The 15,484-nt window shown below is 74.0% G+C and carries 17 protein-coding genes; 13 read left to right on the forward strand and 4 right to left on the reverse strand.

Going from position 1 to position 15,484, the window contains the following annotated elements; genetic code table 11:
* The first annotated feature begins 9 nt into the window (after positions 1 to 9).
* The 7 genes from H490_RS19705 to H490_RS19735 are packed head-to-tail and all read left to right on the forward strand — an operon-like array spanning position 10 to position 6,642.
* On the forward strand, positions 10 to 558 hold the full coding sequence (locus tag H490_RS19705) for a D-glycero-alpha-D-manno-heptose-1,7-bisphosphate 7-phosphatase (RefSeq protein ID WP_017883137.1): 549 nt from the start codon (positions 10 to 12) through the stop codon (positions 556 to 558).
* Positions 555 to 1,619, forward strand: coding sequence for a glycosyltransferase family 9 protein (locus tag H490_RS19710; RefSeq protein ID WP_017883138.1), 1,065 nt, complete (start codon positions 555 to 557; stop codon positions 1,617 to 1,619). Before H490_RS19705 ends, H490_RS19710 begins: the two co-directional genes overlap by 4 nt.
* Positions 1,616 to 2,656, forward strand: coding sequence for a glycosyltransferase (locus H490_RS19715; protein ID WP_017883139.1), 1,041 nt, complete (start codon positions 1,616 to 1,618; stop codon positions 2,654 to 2,656). The genes H490_RS19710 and H490_RS19715 overlap by 4 nt, the downstream gene beginning before the upstream one ends.
* On the forward strand, positions 2,653 to 3,900 hold the full coding sequence (locus H490_RS19720) for a glycosyltransferase (protein WP_031289709.1): 1,248 nt from the start codon (positions 2,653 to 2,655) through the stop codon (positions 3,898 to 3,900). The genes H490_RS19715 and H490_RS19720 overlap by 4 nt, the downstream gene beginning before the upstream one ends.
* On the forward strand, positions 3,897 to 4,535 hold the full coding sequence (locus H490_RS19725; RefSeq protein ID WP_017883141.1) for a D-sedoheptulose-7-phosphate isomerase: 639 nt from the start codon (positions 3,897 to 3,899) through the stop codon (positions 4,533 to 4,535). Before H490_RS19720 ends, H490_RS19725 begins: the two co-directional genes overlap by 4 nt.
* Positions 4,532 to 5,893: a PfkB family carbohydrate kinase gene (locus tag H490_RS19730; protein WP_031289712.1), complete on the forward strand. Its 1,362-nt coding sequence runs from the start codon at positions 4,532 to 4,534 to the stop codon at positions 5,891 to 5,893. Before H490_RS19725 ends, H490_RS19730 begins: the two co-directional genes overlap by 4 nt.
* A 38-nt stretch (positions 5,894 to 5,931) precedes the next feature.
* On the forward strand, positions 5,932 to 6,642 hold the full coding sequence (locus tag H490_RS19735; RefSeq protein ID WP_017883143.1) for an SDR family oxidoreductase: 711 nt from the start codon (positions 5,932 to 5,934) through the stop codon (positions 6,640 to 6,642).
* Between the two features lie 11 nt (positions 6,643 to 6,653).
* On the opposite strand, the gene H490_RS19740 is transcribed toward H490_RS19735, so the two are convergent.
* A complete protein-coding gene (locus tag H490_RS19740; protein WP_017883144.1) occupies positions 6,654 to 7,838 on the reverse strand; it encodes a glycosyltransferase family 9 protein in 1,185 nt (394 codons plus the stop codon).
* A gap of 116 nt (positions 7,839 to 7,954) precedes the next feature.
* Between H490_RS19740 and H490_RS19745 the strand changes: the two genes are divergently transcribed.
* The 3 genes from H490_RS19745 to H490_RS19755 are packed head-to-tail and all read left to right on the forward strand — an operon-like array spanning position 7,955 to position 10,067.
* Entirely contained in the window at positions 7,955 to 8,956 is a 1,002-nt protein-coding gene (locus tag H490_RS19745; RefSeq protein ID WP_017883145.1) for a bifunctional heptose 7-phosphate kinase/heptose 1-phosphate adenyltransferase, read from the forward strand.
* On the forward strand, positions 8,953 to 9,876 hold the full coding sequence (locus tag H490_RS19750; protein ID WP_051066150.1) for a glycosyltransferase family A protein: 924 nt from the start codon (positions 8,953 to 8,955) through the stop codon (positions 9,874 to 9,876). Before H490_RS19745 ends, H490_RS19750 begins: the two co-directional genes overlap by 4 nt.
* Positions 9,873 to 10,067, forward strand: a complete 195-nt coding sequence (locus H490_RS19755) for a DUF2795 domain-containing protein (RefSeq protein ID WP_017883147.1) — start codon at positions 9,873 to 9,875, stop codon at positions 10,065 to 10,067. Before H490_RS19750 ends, H490_RS19755 begins: the two co-directional genes overlap by 4 nt.
* On the opposite strand, the gene H490_RS19760 is transcribed toward H490_RS19755, so the two are convergent.
* The 3 genes from H490_RS19760 to H490_RS19770 form a co-directional block, all read right to left on the reverse strand.
* Positions 10,054 to 11,058, reverse strand: coding sequence for a DNA topoisomerase IB (locus H490_RS19760; protein WP_017883148.1), 1,005 nt, complete (start codon positions 11,056 to 11,058; stop codon positions 10,054 to 10,056). The genes H490_RS19755 and H490_RS19760 overlap by 14 nt on opposite strands.
* A 106-nt stretch (positions 11,059 to 11,164) precedes the next feature.
* Positions 11,165 to 11,596 carry an acyl-CoA thioesterase gene (locus tag H490_RS19765; RefSeq protein WP_017883149.1) on the reverse strand — a complete coding sequence of 144 codons (432 nt, stop codon included), beginning with the start codon at positions 11,594 to 11,596 and terminating at the stop codon, positions 11,165 to 11,167.
* Positions 11,597 to 11,677: 81 nt separating this feature from the next.
* Positions 11,678 to 12,163: a ferritin-like domain-containing protein gene (locus H490_RS19770; protein ID WP_017883150.1), complete on the reverse strand. Its 486-nt coding sequence runs from the start codon at positions 12,161 to 12,163 to the stop codon at positions 11,678 to 11,680.
* A 235-nt stretch (positions 12,164 to 12,398) separates the two neighbouring features.
* Here H490_RS19770 and H490_RS19775 point away from each other — a divergent pair, with 235 nt between their 5' ends.
* The 3 genes from H490_RS19775 to H490_RS19785 are packed head-to-tail and all read left to right on the forward strand — an operon-like array spanning position 12,399 to position 15,465.
* The gene (locus H490_RS19775; protein WP_017883151.1) at positions 12,399 to 13,580 is read left to right on the forward strand and encodes a type III polyketide synthase; all 1,182 of its coding nucleotides are present in this window, start codon (positions 12,399 to 12,401) and stop codon (positions 13,578 to 13,580) included.
* On the forward strand, positions 13,577 to 14,284 hold the full coding sequence (locus tag H490_RS19780; RefSeq protein WP_017883152.1) for a methyltransferase domain-containing protein: 708 nt from the start codon (positions 13,577 to 13,579) through the stop codon (positions 14,282 to 14,284). Before H490_RS19775 ends, H490_RS19780 begins: the two co-directional genes overlap by 4 nt.
* Positions 14,284 to 15,465, forward strand: coding sequence for an FAD-dependent oxidoreductase (locus H490_RS19785; protein WP_017883153.1), 1,182 nt, complete (start codon positions 14,284 to 14,286; stop codon positions 15,463 to 15,465). Before H490_RS19780 ends, H490_RS19785 begins: the two co-directional genes overlap by 1 nt.
* The last annotated feature ends 19 nt before the right edge of the window (positions 15,466 to 15,484 follow it).

A 15,484-nucleotide genomic window follows, 5' to 3' on the forward strand; every position in this document is an offset into this window, starting at 1 on the left:
CGGAGGGGTATGAGCAGCAGTGACGCCCCGATCGCGGCGGTCTTCTTCGACCGCGACGGCACCCTCGTCGAGGACGTGCCCTACAACGCCGAACCCGAGCGAGTGCGGTCGCTGCCCACCGTGGCCGACACGCTCGACGAGCTGCGCGAGCTCGGTATCCGGGTGGGCGTCATCAGCAACCAGTCGGGCATCGGCCGAGGACTGCTCACCTCCGATCAGGTGCGCGAGGTCGACCGGCGCGTCAACGCGCTGCTCGGACCCTTCGACGTGTGGCGCATCTGCCCCCACGCCCCGGATGACGGCTGCGCCTGCCGCAAGCCGCAGCCCGGCATGATCCTCTCGGCCGCCGAGCAGCTGGGCATCGACCCGAGCCGCATCGTGATGATCGGCGACATCGGCGCCGACATCGAGGCGGCCCGGGCGGCGGGAGCGCGCGCGGTGCTCGTCCCCACGCCCCAGACCCTGCCCGAGGAGGTCGCCGCCGCCCCGCTCGTCGCGCGCACGGTGCGGGAGGCCGTGGCGCTGCTCGTGCCCGAGTTCGCGGAGGCGCGCGCATGAAGCCCCGGGTGCTCGTGGCGAGGCTCGACAGTCTCGGCGACGTGCTGCTCGCGGGCCCGGCCGTGCGGGCCGTCGCCGAGCGGGCCCAGGTGGTGATGCTCTGCGGCCCGCGCGGCGCCGCCGCCGCGCACCTGCTGCCGGGCGTCTCGGAGGTGATCGTCTGGGACGCCCCGTGGATCTCGGACCCCGCCCCGCCCGCCGACGCCGATCACCTCGACTCGCTCGTGGGGCGGCTGCGGGCGGCGCGCCTCTCGGAGGCGGTGATCCTCACCTCGTTCCACCAGTCCCCGCTGCCCCTTGCGATGCTGCTGCGCGTCGCGGGCGTCCCCCGCATCTCAGGCGCATCGGTGGACTACCCGGGCTCGCTGCTCGACGTGCGGCTGCGCCCGGGCGAGGATCTGCCCGAGGACATCCCGGAGCCCGAACGGGCCCTCGCGATCGCGGACGCCGCGGGATTCCCGTGCCGGGACGACGGGCGGCTGCGGATCCGACCGGTGCCCGAGGCCTCCGCGCTCACCGGATCCGCTCCCTACATCGTGCTGCACCCGGGCGCCGCGGTGCCGGCCAGGCAGTGGCCCGTCACAGGCTTCGCCGGGGCGGCCCGGCTGCTCACCGAGCAGGGGCGCCGAGTGGTGGTGACGGGCGGCAGCGACGAACGCCTGCTCACCCGCGCGGTGGTGCGGGAGGCGCCCGGTGCGGTGGACCTCGCGGGGGCGTGCACGCTGCCGCAACTCGCCGGGGTGCTCGCCGGGGCGAGCGTGGTGATCGTGGGGAACACCGGGCCCGCGCATCTCGCCGCAGCGGTCGGAACGCCCATCGTGAGCCTGTTCTCGCCGGTCGTGCCGGCCGAGCGGTGGCGCCCCTACGGCGTGCCGCAGCGACTGCTGGGCGACCAGACGGCGCCCTGCCGCGGCAGCCGGGCCCGTGTCTGCCCCGTGCCGGGGCACCCGTGCCTCGCCGGGGTGAGTGCGCAGGCCGTGGTGGCGGCGGCGCTCGATCTCGAGGCGGCGCGGGGCGGCGAGACGATCGCATCGAGCCCGACGAAAGGAGCACAGCGATGAGAATCCTGGTCTGGCACGTGCACGGCGGATGGATGGACGGCTTCCTGCGAGGCCGGCACGAGTACCTGATCCCCGCGGAGCCGCAGACGACGCTTCCGGAGCTGCCGCAGGGGGCGCGCCCGGTCGATCCGGCCTCGCTGCGCGACGAGGAGGTCGACGTCGTCGTACTGCAGCGCACCGAGGAGCTCGAGCTCGTCGAGCGCCTGCTCGGCCGGCGGCCCGGGCGCGACGTGCCCGCCGTGTTCGTCGAGCACAACACCCCCAAGCGCCTGCCCGTGACCGAGCGCCATCCGCTCGCCGAACAGCGCGAGATCCCGGTCGCTCACGTGACCCACTTCAACCGCCTCGCCTGGGACTGCGGGGAGGCGCCCACGGTGGTGATCGAGCACGGGGTGCCGGATCCTGGTCCCCTCTACGTCGGGGATCTGCCGACGCTCGGGGTCGTCATCAACGAGCCGGTGCGACGTGGACGGGTGACCGGCACCGATCTACTGCCGACGTTCGCGCGGGCCGCGACCCTCGACTGCTTCGGGATCGACGTCGACCTGCTGCCCGAGGCCCTCGGCCTGGGCGACCGTCTGCGGGCCGTGGGCGATCTCCCCACGGCGCAGCTGCACGCCGAGCTCGCGCGTCGACGTGCCTACCTGCACCCGCTGCGCTGGACCTCACTGGGCCTGTCGCTGCTCGAGGCCATGCACCTCGGCATGCCGGTGCTCGCGCTTGCAACGACCGAGGCACCGCGCGCCGTGCCCCCCGACGCGGGCGCCGTCTCGGCCGACCCGACAGAGCTGGCCGCCGTGGCCGGGCGCCTGATCGAGGATCCCGACGAGGCTCGCCGACGCGGGCGCGCGGCCCGCGCGTTCGCCCTCGAGCATTACGGCCTCGAGCGGTTCCTGCACGACTGGGACACTCTGCTCGCCGATCAGGTCGAGACCCGCGCAGCTCGCCGCGTCCGCACCCCGGCGGACACCGCGCACCGATCCCCCGACCCCGCGAACCCCGCGGCGCCCGGGCTTATGAAAGGAGCACTCCGATGAGAATCTCCATGGTCTCCGAACACGCCAGCCCCCTCGCGCCCCCCGGGAGCGTCGACTCGGGCGGGCAGAACGTGCACGTGGCGGCGCTCTCGCGCGCCCTCGCCGATCTCGGGCACACGGTCACCGTCTACACGCGCCGCGACGACGCGGCGCTCCCCACGAGGGTGGCGCTGTGCAAGGGCGTCGACGTGGTGCACCTCACCGCCGGCCCGCCGCGCAGGATCCCGAAGGACGAGCTGCTGCCCTACATGGGCGTGCTCGCCGAGGAGCTCGCCGCCTCGTGGCGCTACGATCCGCCGGACGTGGTGCACAGTCACTTCTGGATGTCGGGCATCGCCGCGCTCGAGGGGGCGCGGCTGCTGCCCGAGCACCAGCGCCCCGCGGTCGCACACACCTTCCACGCTCTCGGCGCCGTCAAGCGCCGCCACCAGGGGGCGTCCGACACGAGCCCCGCGGAGCGGGCCGATCTCGAACCCCGCGTGGGCCAGCAGGCCGACGCGGTCATCGCGACCTGCGACGACGAGGTCGACGAGTTGCGCGCCCTGGGCGTGCCCTCGCACCGCATCGAGATCGCCCCGTGCGGGGTCGACCCGGACGAGTTCGACACGGTGGGCACCGCCGAGCGGCGCGGCTCGCGGCACCGCCTGCTGAGCGTGGGCCGCATCGTGCCGCGCAAGGGCATGGATCTCGCGATCCGCGCGCTGCCGCTGCTGCGCGAGCTGGGCTTCGACGACGTCGAGCTCGAGATCGTGGGATCGGGCGACGTGGTCGACGGCCGCGACGCGGAGGTCGACCGGCTGGGCGAGCTCGCCCGGGAGCTCGGGGTCGCCGACCGGGTGCACCTGCGCGGCCAGGTGGGCCGGGACCGGATGCCGGCCCTGCTGCGTTCGGCCGACGCCGTGATCTGCACGCCCTGGTACGAGCCGTTCGGCATCGTGCCGCTCGAGAGCATGGCGTGCGGCACCCCCGTCATCGCGGCCGAGGTCGGCGGGCTGCGCGACAGCGTGATCGACGGGATCACCGGCCTGCACGTGCCACCGCACGACGCCCTCGCCATCGCCGAGGCGGCCGCCCGGATGCTCGGCGACGAGCCCTTCCGACGCGCGCTCGGCACGGCGGGCCGCGGGCGCGTCGAGGCCCGCTACACCTGGGCGGGAGTCGCCCGGCAGACGGAAAGCATCTACCAGCGGCTGCTCGCGCGCGAGCGTCAGCAGCCCGGACAGCTCTTGGAGATGGCGCAATGACGATCACCCACACCACCGCCCCATTCCGCTCCCGTCGGCGCGACGCCGTCGACGGCAACCGGGTCGCTGCTCACTTCGAAGACCTGCGAGACGCACTCACGTGCGCCTCGCGTCACGCCGAGCACCTCGAGGCGTGGGGCGTCGAACTCGCGGCCCGCCTGCGCTCGGGATCGCGACTGCTCGTCGCCGGCAACGGCGGTTCGGCCGCCGAGGCGCAGCACCTCGCCGCCGAACTCGTCGGCAGGTACCGCGGCGACCGCGACGCCTACTCGGCGATCGCGCTCTCGGCCGAGACCTCGAGTCTCACCGCGATCGGCAACGACTACGGCTTCGCCGAGGTGTTCGCTCGGCAGGTTCGCGCCCACGCCCGCGTGGGCGACATCGTGCTGCTGATCTCGACGAGCGGCGCGAGCCGCAACCTCATCGAGGCCGCACGCGCCGCCCGCAACGTGGGGGCCGTGACCTGGGCGCTCACCGGAGAGGGGCCGAACCCGCTCACCACGGTGTGCGATGACGCCGTCTGCATCGACGGCGCCGCCCCGCACGTGCAGGAGTGCCAGCTGGCGGCGATCCACGCGGTCTGCGAGGTCTTCGACTCCCAGGTGACCGACGCGTCGGCCGGGGGTGCGACATGAGGATCACGGTGGTCGGGGACACCCTGCTCGACGAGGACGTCGAGGGCACGATCGAGCGGCTCTGCCCCGACGCGCCCGTGCCCGTGGTCGACGTGTCGGCGCACCGGTTCCGCGCGGGCGGGGCGGGACTCGTCGCGGCCATGCTGCACCACGACGGTCACGAGGTCGAGCTGGTGACCGCGCTCGGCGACGACGAGGCGGCGCGGCGCATCCGCGAGCGACTGCCCGGCGTCTCGATCATCGCGTGCGATTCGGCGGCCCCCACCCCGGTGAAGCAACGCGTGCGCACGGCCGATCAGGCGGTGTGCCGCATCGACGAGGGATGCGGACCGCCGCCTGTGCCGCGCGTGGACGATCTCGCACTCGCCGCGGTCTCGCGGGCGGAGGCGATCGTCGTCTCCGACTACGGGCGGCGCCTCACCGAGCATCCCGAGCTGCGCGCGGCCCTGCAGCGGCGCGCTCTGCGGGTGCCGCTCGTGTGGGATCCGCACCCGCGCGGCACGGAGCCCGTCTCGGCCGCGCGGCTCGTCACCCCGAACATCGACGAGGCAGCCGCGGCGGCGGGCACGGGGCGCGGGGCCGCGCACGCGTCGGAGGCCGCCGAGCGGCTGCGCGAGCGCTACGGCTGCGCGGCGGTGCTCGTGACGCTCGGCGAACTCGGCGCGCTGCTGCACGAGGGCGAACGAGCGCCTGTCGAGATCACGACCGACCCCGTCGAGGCGGCCGATCCGTGCGGCGCCGGCGACCGGCTCATCTCGGCCGCGGCGGCCGCGCTCGGGCGCGGCGCCGGTCTCGAGGAGGCCGCCCGCGAGGCCGTCGCGTCGGCGCGGGCCTATCTCGCCGCGGGAGGCGTCGCCTCGCTGCCCGAGCCGGAGACGATCGAAGCGCCCGCCGGCGCGCCGACAGACGACCCGATCGCCCTCGCCCGCTCGGTGCACGAGCGCGGCGGCACCGTCGTCGCGGCCGGCGGCTGCTTCGATCTGCTGCACGCCGGGCACGTGCGCACCCTCGCGGCCGCGCGAGACATGGGCGACTGCCTCGTCGTCTGCCTGAACTCGGATGACTCGGTGAGGCGGTTGAAAGGGCCCGAGCGCCCGATCATCCGCGAGCACGACCGGGTCGAGATGCTGCTGGCGCTGAACTGCGTCGACGCGGTGCTCGTGTTCGACGAGGACGGTCCCGAGCGAGCACTCGAGCGGCTGCGCCCGCACGTCTGGGTGAAAGGAGGCGACTACACGGTCGAGGCGCTCCCCGAGACGCCGCTGCTGCGCAGCTGGGGCGGCACCACCGTCACCGTGCCCTACCACCTCGGCAGATCCACGACCCGGCTCGCGACCGCGCTCGCCCGCGTGGGCTGAGTCGCCCCGCCCATCCGACATCGACGAACGGAGATCCCATGCGCACCACACTCTTCCCCCGCCACCTCGGCCGCGTGATCGTGACGGGAGGCGCCTCCGGCCTCGGAGCCGCTGTCGCCGAGGCCGTCGCCGAGGGCGGGGGCAGCCCCGGCGTGATCGACCTCGATGTATCGTCGGTTCCCGATCGCTTCGCCGCGCGAGCGGCCGACGTCTCGGACCGCCCCGCGCTCGAGCGGGCGGTCGAGGAGCTCGCCGACGAACTCGGCGGGATCGACGCGATCGTCACGGCGGCGGGCATCGATCGGTGCGGACGGCTCGACGACGTGGCCGCCGACGAGTGGGAGCGCGTGATCGGCGTCAACCTGCTCGGCACGGTGTCGGCCGTGCGGGCCGCGCTGCCCCACATCACCCGGGCGCACGGCCGCGTGATCACCGTGGCATCGTCGCTCGCGCTGCGCGCGCTGCCCGACGCCACCGCATACTGCGCCTCCAAGTTCGGGGTGCTCGGCTTCTCCCGGGCACTCGCGGCCGAGACGCGGGGGCGCCTCGGCGTCACGACCCTCATCCCGGCGGGCATGCGCACGGGGTTCTTCGACGACCGGCCCGAGCAGTACCGCCCCGCTCCGGATGCGCAGCTCGTCGACCCCTCGGACGTGGCGCGGGCGGTGGTCTTCGCCCTGCAGCAGCCTCCGCACTGCGAGGTGCGAGAACTCGTGATCTGCCCGGAGGAGGAACCGTCGTGGCCGTGATCCTCACGCCGTCATCGCCCGGGACCGCGCCGCGCCGCGCCGGGGGCCGGCCCGAGCAGATCGCGCACATCTGCGAGCACCGCATCGACGGGCACATCGCCCACGAACGAGACGTCGTGCTCGCAGCGCCACTCCGCGACGCGCTCGGGGGTGCAGTCGGCCCCGCAGACCGGGCAGCGGGTGGTCCAGGAGATCTGCGCCCGGTGGTGCTGCCTGCCGAGCGGCCCCGCGCTCAGCATGTTGCCGCACCAGAAGACGGAGGCGGTGCGCGTGCCGACGGCCTGCGCCAGGTGCCGCGGACCGCTGTCGTTGCCGACCATCACGTCGGCCGCGCTCAGCAGACCCACGAGCTCGGGCATCGGCAGCCGCCCGGAGGCGTCCTCGACGAGCCCCGCGACCGAGGCCTCCAGGCCGAGCGCGTCGACGATGCGCCCGCACAGACGGCGTTCGTCGTCGGCGCTGCCGAGCAGCACGACGCGCACGCCGTCGCACGCGAGCGCCGCGGCCAGCTCCGCGAAGCTCTCGATCGGCCAGCGGCGACGCGGATCGGTCGCGCCCGGGTGCATCGCGACCAGCGGCCGGTCGGCCTGGCCCCGGAAGGCGAGGCCCAGCTCGCGCTCGATCTCGGAGACGCCCACCTCGGGCTCGAGCTCGACGGGCGGCGCGCCCACCAGTCCCGCCACCTCGAGCCAGCGCATCACCTCGTGCTGAGCGGCGACGTAGTCGATGCCGCGGTCGAGCGGCGCGGCATCGGGGGTACGGGCTCCGATGGTGCAGCGCGCACCCAGCTCGAGCAGGAACGGGTTCGAGAAGCGCCCGCCGCCGTGCATCTGCGCGGCGAGATCGTACCCCTCCGCCCGCTGCTGCGCCAGGAACGACGCGATCGCCCGGTCGTCGACGCGTTCATCGGGGTCGGCGCCGACGCCCGGGACACGGGGCAGCTGCACGACCCGGTGGGGCGCGCCCCCGCGTCGCTGCAGCAGCTCGGCCGCGAGCCGGGTGCCGAGCAGGGTCACCTCTGCGTCGGGGTACGCGACGGCGAGCGCCCTGATCGCGGGCAACGCGAACAGCAGATCGCCGAGCCCGCCGGCGCGCAGCACCGCGATGCGGCGCACTCCCTCCAGGCGGCTGCCGAGCGGTGCGACCGCCGCCGGCGCCGTGCGGGGCCGCGCCCCCTCGCCGAGCCTCCAACGCATTCCTCTGCCTTCCTCCCCCGGGCGGAGAGCCGCCCCTGCTCCCCCTCATGCCCGCGACAGCCGATGCACAAACAGCGGGTGAGGGCGTTCGCGCCGACCGAAGGGGGGCGAGCGCCGTGACCCCCGAGGAGTGCATCGCCCGGGTGCACGAGGCCGGGCCGCGGGTGACCGTGATCGGCGACTACCTGCTCGACGGGTGGTGGAGCGGCAGCGCCGACCGAGTGGCGCGCGAGGCCCCGGCGCCGGTGGTGCACCTGTCGGAGCGCTCCGAGTCGCCGGGCGGTGCCGCCAACACGGCGCTGAACCTCGCGGCACTCGGAGCCCGGGTGCGCGCGGTGGGCGTGGTCGGCGACGACGACGCGGCCGACGAGCTGCGCGCCCAGCTGGCCGCCGCCGGGGTCGACGTCTCGGGACTCCGCAGCGTGACCGGAGCGAGCACCACGACCAAGGTGCGCGTCACCGTCGCCGACCACGTGCTGCTGCGCCTCGACCAGGATCGAGAGGAGGCGTGGCCGATCCACGTGCGAGAGGCGTTCTGCGAGCGCACCGAGGCTGCGATGATCGAGAGCGACGCGCTGCTCGTCTGCGACTACGGCTCGACGCTGCTCGACGATCTCGTGGTCGAGCGCCTCGCCGCCATGCGCCGCCCGCCCCTCGTGGTGGTCGACGCGCACCGCCCCGGGCGCTGGAGCGGGCTGAGACCGGACATCGTGACGCCCAACGCCTCCGAGGCCGAGACCCTGCCAGGCGTCTCCCTCGGGTCGGGCGAAGAGCGGGTGGAACGGGCGATCGCCGCGACCGACCGGCTGCTCGAGGCGACCGGCGCGGCCGCGATCGTGGTGACGCTCGATCGCACCGGCACCGTGCTGCTGCGCAGCGACCGGGAGCCCGCACGCACGCACGCCGTACCCGCTCCCGAGCGGCACGCATCGGGCGCCGGCGACGTCTTCGCCGCGGCGATCACCACGTCTCGAGCCGCCGGAGCGCCCATCGAGGACGCCGCGAGATTCGCTCAGGGCGCCGCGAACGTCGCGGTGCGCCGGGCCGGCACCTGCGTGTGCTCGCTCGAGCAGCTCGGAGAGTGGTTCTCGAGCGAGCGGGAGGCGGCCGGGCCATGAACAGCGGCACCCGCCGGGACTCGGCACGGTGGGCCGATCCGGAATCCGCCCCGGCCCCGGCCGTCGACGTGCTCATCCCCACCGCCGGGCGCGCGGCGGAGCTCGCCGTGACCCTCGCGGGGCTCGCCGCGCAGCAGGATCCGCCGTTCTCGGTGATCCTCAGCGATCAATCCGATGAGGGGATCGAGCGGGTGCCCGCCGTGCGCGCGATGATGCGGGTGCTCGAGGCTCAGGGAAGACGGGTCGTGCTGCGCCGTCACCTGCCCCGGCGGGGGATGGCGGAGCAGCGGCAATTCCTGCTCGACTGCGCCTCGGCCGAGCGCGTGCTCTTCCTCGACGACGACGTGTGGCTCGAGCCCGGCGCGCTCGGCCGACTCGACACCGCGATGACCGAGGCGGGCTGCGGTCTCGTGGGCTACGCCGTGCAGGGCCTCTCCCATCTCGGCGACGTGCGCCCCGGCGAGACCGCGCGCTTCGAGCCGTGGCCGCACGGACGCGTCGCCCCCGAGCGTGTGCGCCCCTGGTTGGAGTCGTTCGAGCGGTGGCCGCTGCACAACGCCGCCAACCCCGCGCACCTCGCCAGAGAGCAGCACCTCGGCGAGAACGAGCGCCTGCTCTACCGTGTCGCCTGGATCGGTGCGTGCGCGCTCTTCGACCGTCGCACCCTGAACGAGGCCGGTGGCTTCGACTTCTGGCGCCGACTGCCGCCCCAGCACGCCGGCGAGGATCGCGTGGCTCAGTGGCGCGTCATGGAGCGTGCAGGCGGCGCAGGCGTGCTGCCGAGCGGCGCCGTGCACCTCGAGGCCCCCACCACCGTGACCGACCGCCGCGTCGAGGCGAGCGACGTGGTCTACCCGCACGACGGCCCCAGCGCCGCACCAGACCCGAACCGCATCGGGAACGAAAGGAGAGGCTCATGACCGAGCAACCGAACCCCATCCAGATCCAGAAGCACCTCGGAGGCGTCGACTATCCGGCTACGAAGCAGGATCTGCTGCGGGCCGCGCGCGACGCGGGCGCCGACGACGACGTCTGCGACTCGCTCGACGGTCTGCCGGATCGCGAGTACGACTCGCCCACCGACGTGAGCGGCGAGATCAGCGGCTCGTAGCGCGGGATCCGTCGACGGCGGCGAGCAGGGCCAGAGCGCCCTGCTCGTCATCGTCGAGGAACGGGCGCTGCCGCATCCGCGCGCGTGATCGGCGCGCCCGCTCGATCGTCTCGGGGCGCTCTGCGGCGTCCATCACCCGGGGGTCCACGTACGAGGAGCGGGTGACGGCGGGCGTGTTGCCGAGCCGTTCCGCCGCCTCCCGCACTCCGGCGCGCAGTGCCGCGGTGCGCGCCTTCTCGGATGCCAGCTGCTCCTCCGAGAGTTCGAGCAGCGCCGTCGCGACGATCACCGTGCCGCCCCACGTGCGGAAATCCTTTGCGGTGAACTCCTCGCCCATGTGCCGTTTCACGTAGGCGTTCACGTGGCGGCTGCGCAGCCGGCGCACCACCCCGTCCTCGTCGAAGAAGCGGAACACCTCGGGCCCGGGCAGCTCCTCCAGCCGCGCGACGAGGCGCGCCACGCGCGCGTCGCGCACGCGGCCGCGCTGCCGCTGGCCGCTCTTGCCGACGAAGTCGTACTCGACCGACGTCGACGAGGCGTTCAGGTGCCTTGCCCGCAGGGTCGTGACGCCGTAGCTGCGGTGCTGCGCGGCATACCTCGAGCTGCCTACCCGGAAGAGCTGCTGGTCGATGAGGCGCACGGCGCAGGCCGTGACCCGATCGCGGCTCAGCCGGCGCCGGCGCAGATCGCGATCCACCGCGGCGCGCAGGCGCGGCAGCGCGGCGCCGAAGCGCTCGAGCCGCGCAAACTTGCGCCGATCCTGCCTGCGCCTGAACGCCGGATGGTAGATGGTCTGCGTGCGTCCGGCGGCGTCGAGGCCCCGCGCCTGCACCTTCGCGCGCGGCGAACGGGCGATCTCGACCCCCGTCCAGGCGGGAGGCACGACGAGCGCGTCGAGACGCTCGATCTCGGCGCGCTTCGTGATCCGGCGCCCGTTCAGCCGATAGACGAAGCCGCCGTCGACGACCTCCCGCGAGATCGGAAGGCGCAACCGCCCCGCACTCCCCCGACGTGCTCCCGCACCGCGAGCGGCCATGCGTCCCCCAGTCCTCGTCTCCCGACAGTGATGCCCTCATTGTGCCCGATCGGGTCCGGTCTCAATCCTCGCCGGGGCGCGACGTCGGCATGCGATCGCGGTCGTAGGTGATCGACGTGTACCCGTGCGGAGAGGCCTGACCGTACTCGTCGAGGTTCACGAACACGATGCGCTCGATGCTGAGGATCGTCTTGCGCGTGATCATGTTGCGCACCTGCGCCCGCATCGTGAGCGAGGTGCGGCCGAAATCGGTGGCGACGAGCCCCATCTCGATCAGGTCGCCCTGCCGCGCCGACGACTCGAAGTTGATCTCCGAGATGAACTTCGTCACCACGCGATGGTTTCCGAGCTGAATGATCGCGTAGATCGCGGCTTCCTCGTCGATCCACCTGAGCAGGCTGCCGCCGAAGAGGGTGCCGTTGGCGTTGAGATCCTCCGGGCGCACCCACTTGCGCGTGTAGAAGTTGATGCCCTGTGCTGCGTTTCCGTCCATGCGCGCGAGTATAGGGCGGCCGCGTTACGGCTCTGCGGCGGGCTCGTCACGTCTCGCGGGTGCCAGGCCCCGGCGAGCTCGTCACGCCCCGGCGAGCTCGCGCAACCGGGTGAGCAGCTCCTCGCTCGTGTGCGTCTCCTGGTCGAGGTTCTCCGACAGCAGCTTCGCCGCGTCGGCGGCGCCCTCGGCGTGAGTGGCGGTGATGAGCGACTGGTAGACCGAGATCTCGTAGTGCTCGTTGCCGAGCGCGCACGAGAGGGCGACCTGGTCGAGCAGCGAGCGATCGGACCGCGCGATGAGGCTCTGCGCCTGACGCGAGATCCCCTTCGTCGCGGGCGAGCCCGCGGTCGACTCGGGAAACCCGAGCAGGCCGAAGACCTTGCGCAGGTTCTCGATCTGTTCACGCGTCTCGTCGGAGTGGTGACGGAAGAGCTTCTGGATGTCCTTCGAGGGGGCCGCTTCGGCCAACTCCCCGAGCGCGGCCAGAGAGTCCTCCTCCATCGTCATCGCGGTGCGCAGCTGGAAGCGCAGCAGGTCGGTCGGGGTTTCGAGGTGCTGCTGAGACATGTGATGCTCCTTCGAAGGTCGGTGGCGGCCCGTCACGGCGTCGGGCTGCCTCTCGGCGATTGTAGGAACGCCCGCAGGAGCCACCACAGGGGCTTGCGCCGCCGCGGTCGGCGCGGTATCGCGCTCGCGATCCGTCCGGCGGACGATTCGCCCGCGGCTGCGCGACTCCCGCCACGCGGCTCCGGCGCCGTGTCAACCCCTCCCGCGAGCGACGCGCATGAGCTTGCATGGGGACATGTCCACGAAGATCCTCTCCATCGGCACCGCCGTGCCCGCAGCACGGCTCGACCAGCCCCGCGCGCGCGACTTCTTCGCGGCGCAGCCTGGCGTCAGCCGCCTCACCGCGCGGCTCATCGGGGCCGCGTTCGACCAGTCGGCCATCGACCACCGGTACTCCGTGATCGGCCAGATCGGCTCGGGCGGCACGCTCTTCTCCGAGGACGGCGAACTGCTGCGCGCCCCGAGCACGGGCGAGCGCAACGCCGTGTACCGTCGGGCGGCGCCGCCTCTCTCGGAAGCGGCCGCGCGCGACGCGCTCGAGCGCTCCGGCTTCGACGCCGCCGAGATCACGCACGTCGTCACCGCGTCGTGCACGGGCTTCTTCGCTCCGGGGCCCGACTACCTGCTGGTGAAACAACTCGGCATCCCGCGCACGGCGGAACGCACGCACATCGGCTTCATGGGGTGCGCCGCCGCCTTCCCGGCACTGCGCACGGCGCAGGCGATCGCCGACGCGCGACCGGGCGCCGTGGTGCTCGTGGTCTGCACCGAGCTGTGCTCGCTGCACATCAGGTCGTCGAGCGACCCCGAGCAGATCGTCGCATCAGCCGTGTTCGGAGACGGCGCCGGGGCGGCCATCGTGTCGTCGGCCGAGCCGAAACCCGGTCGCCCCTGGCTGGAGACGGGGGTCTTCTCGACCGCGATCACCGCGGAGGGCGAGCAGGACATGGACTGGACCATCGGCGACAGCGGCTTCGAGATGCGGCTCACGGCCGAGGTGCCGCGCATCATCGGCCGCGAGATCGCCGGGGTCGTCGAGGCGATGCTCGGCGGAGCCGACCCGCTCGGCGACGTCGACGCGTGGGCGGTGCATCCCGGCGGGCGCAGCGTGCTCGACCGCGTGCAGGGCGGGGTGGGACTGCCCGACGAGGCCATGGCCCACTCCCGGGCCGTGCTGCGAGACTTCGGCAACATGTCGAGCGCCACGATCCTGTTCATCCTGCAGCGCATCCTCGCCGACGAGACGCTCGCAGACGGCGCGCGCGTGGCGGGCCTCTGCTTCGGGCCGGGCCTCACGGTCGAGACCGCCCGGCTGACGCTGAGGACGGCGGACGCGGTGGGCGAGCCCGCCGGGACGGTCGCCGCGACCCCCGAGACCGTCGCCGAGGTCCCCGAGCCGCGACGGGAGCCCGTGTGATCCTGGACACGCGGGACACGCGGCTCACCGAGCTGATGGACGACCCCGACTGCGACCCTGCGAAGCTGCAGCGCACGCTGCAGCGCTTCTGGCTCGTGAACGGCGCGGTCTCCCGCTGGGGGCTGGTCTACCGCACCCACGTGAGGCCGGCCCTCGCTTCCGCACCCGGCGTCGCACGCCTCCTCGACGTCGGCTGCGGCGCCGGCGACGTGCTGCGACGGCTGCTGCGACTGGCGCGGCGGGACGGCTTCACCGTCGAGGGGCTCGGGATCGATCCGGATCCCCGAGCGATCGAGGTCGCCCTGAGCGGAGCGGAGCGCGCAGGCGGGGCGGGCGCCCGCTTTCGCCGGGCCGACAGCCGCGAACTCGCGCACGCGGGCGAGCGCTTCGACGTCGTCGTCTCGAACCACCTGCTGCACCACCTCGACGAGGCGGAGCTCGGCGGGGTGCTCGCCGACTCGGAGGTGCTCTCGACACGGCTGTGCGTGCACTCCGACATCGCCCGCGACCCGCGCGCCTACGCCGCGTTCTCCATCGGTGCCGCGCCCGTCGCCCCAGGCACCCTGCTGCGGGTCGACGGGCTGCGCAGCATCAGGCGCAGCTACACGCGGCCCGAGCTGGCCGAGCGGCTTCCCGCCGGGTGGCGGGCCGAGCAGCCGACCGCGTTCAGGCTGCTCGCCGTGCATGAGGGAGGGGGCGCGTGATGCGCACCGCCCAGCACGACGTGGTGGTGATCGGGGCCGGCCCCGCCGGTCTGTGCGCCGCCGCCGAGCTGCACGCCCTCGGCCTCGACGTCGCGCTCTTCGAACGGCGCCCGGACCCCGAACCGGGATCTCGCGCGATCGGCGTGCACCCGCCCACGCTCGCGGCGCTCGAGCCGTCGGGCGCGACCGAGCGCATTCTCGCCGAGGCGGCCCGCATCCCGCGCGGCGTCGCGCGCACGCGGGAGGGGCGCGTGCTGGGCGAGGTGCGATTCGACCGCGCGGGGCGCCGCTTCCCCTACGTGGCGGCCGTGCCGCAGGCGGCCACCGAGGCCGCGCTGGCGTTCGGCGTGCCCGCACCGGAGCGGGGCGCCGACGTGCAGCGGATCGTGCCCGATCCCGCGGGCGCGATCGTGCTGGCGCGGAGCAGGGCGAGGGAGATCGAGGTGCGCGCCCGAGCGGTCGTCGTGGCCGCCGGCGCGTCGGGCCGCGATCCGCTGCTGCGCGACGCCCGCGCCCGGGCCCGGGCGTACGAGGATCGCTACTTGATGACCGACCTGCCGCACGCTCCCGAGCAGCCAGACGGACTCGCGATCATCACACTCGATGTGGAGGGCGTCGTCGAGTCGTTCCCTCTGCCGGGAGGCGGCCGGAGGCTCGTCGTGTGGGACGGCCGCGCCGGCGATCGGAGCGACGGCGGCTCGGGCGAGGCGGAGCGCCTGCGCCGTGCGGTGGCCACGCGCACCGGGGAGCACGAGCTCGCAGCGCGCGTGACCTCGGCGACGGCGTTCGGGATCCGCCGCGTGCTGCTGCCGCGGCTGCGCCGGGGCCCGGTCTTCGTGATCGGGGATGCCGCGCACGAGGTGAGCCCGATCGGGGGCCAGGGCATGAACCTCGGCCTGCTCGACGCGGTGACGCTCGCCCCCGCCCTCGCGACCTGGCTGCAGCGCGGCTCGGGCTCTCCCGAGGCCGAGCTGCGCCTCGAGCGCTGGGAGCGGTACCGCCTCGCCTCGGCGCGCACCGCGGCGCGGCTCGCGGGGCTCAACACGAGCCTCGGACGCGCGCGGTCCCCGCGCATCCACCGGGCGCTGACCGTGTCGATCGGGGCGGTCGCGGCCGGCCCCGTCACGAGGATCGCGGCTCGCGCCTACACGATGGGCTTCGACCGCCACGCCGCGTCCTGAGAATCAGGGACGCCTTCTC

Source organism: Leucobacter sp. UCD-THU (assembly GCF_000349545.1).
GTDB lineage: Bacteria > Actinomycetota > Actinomycetes > Actinomycetales > Microbacteriaceae > Leucobacter > Leucobacter muris.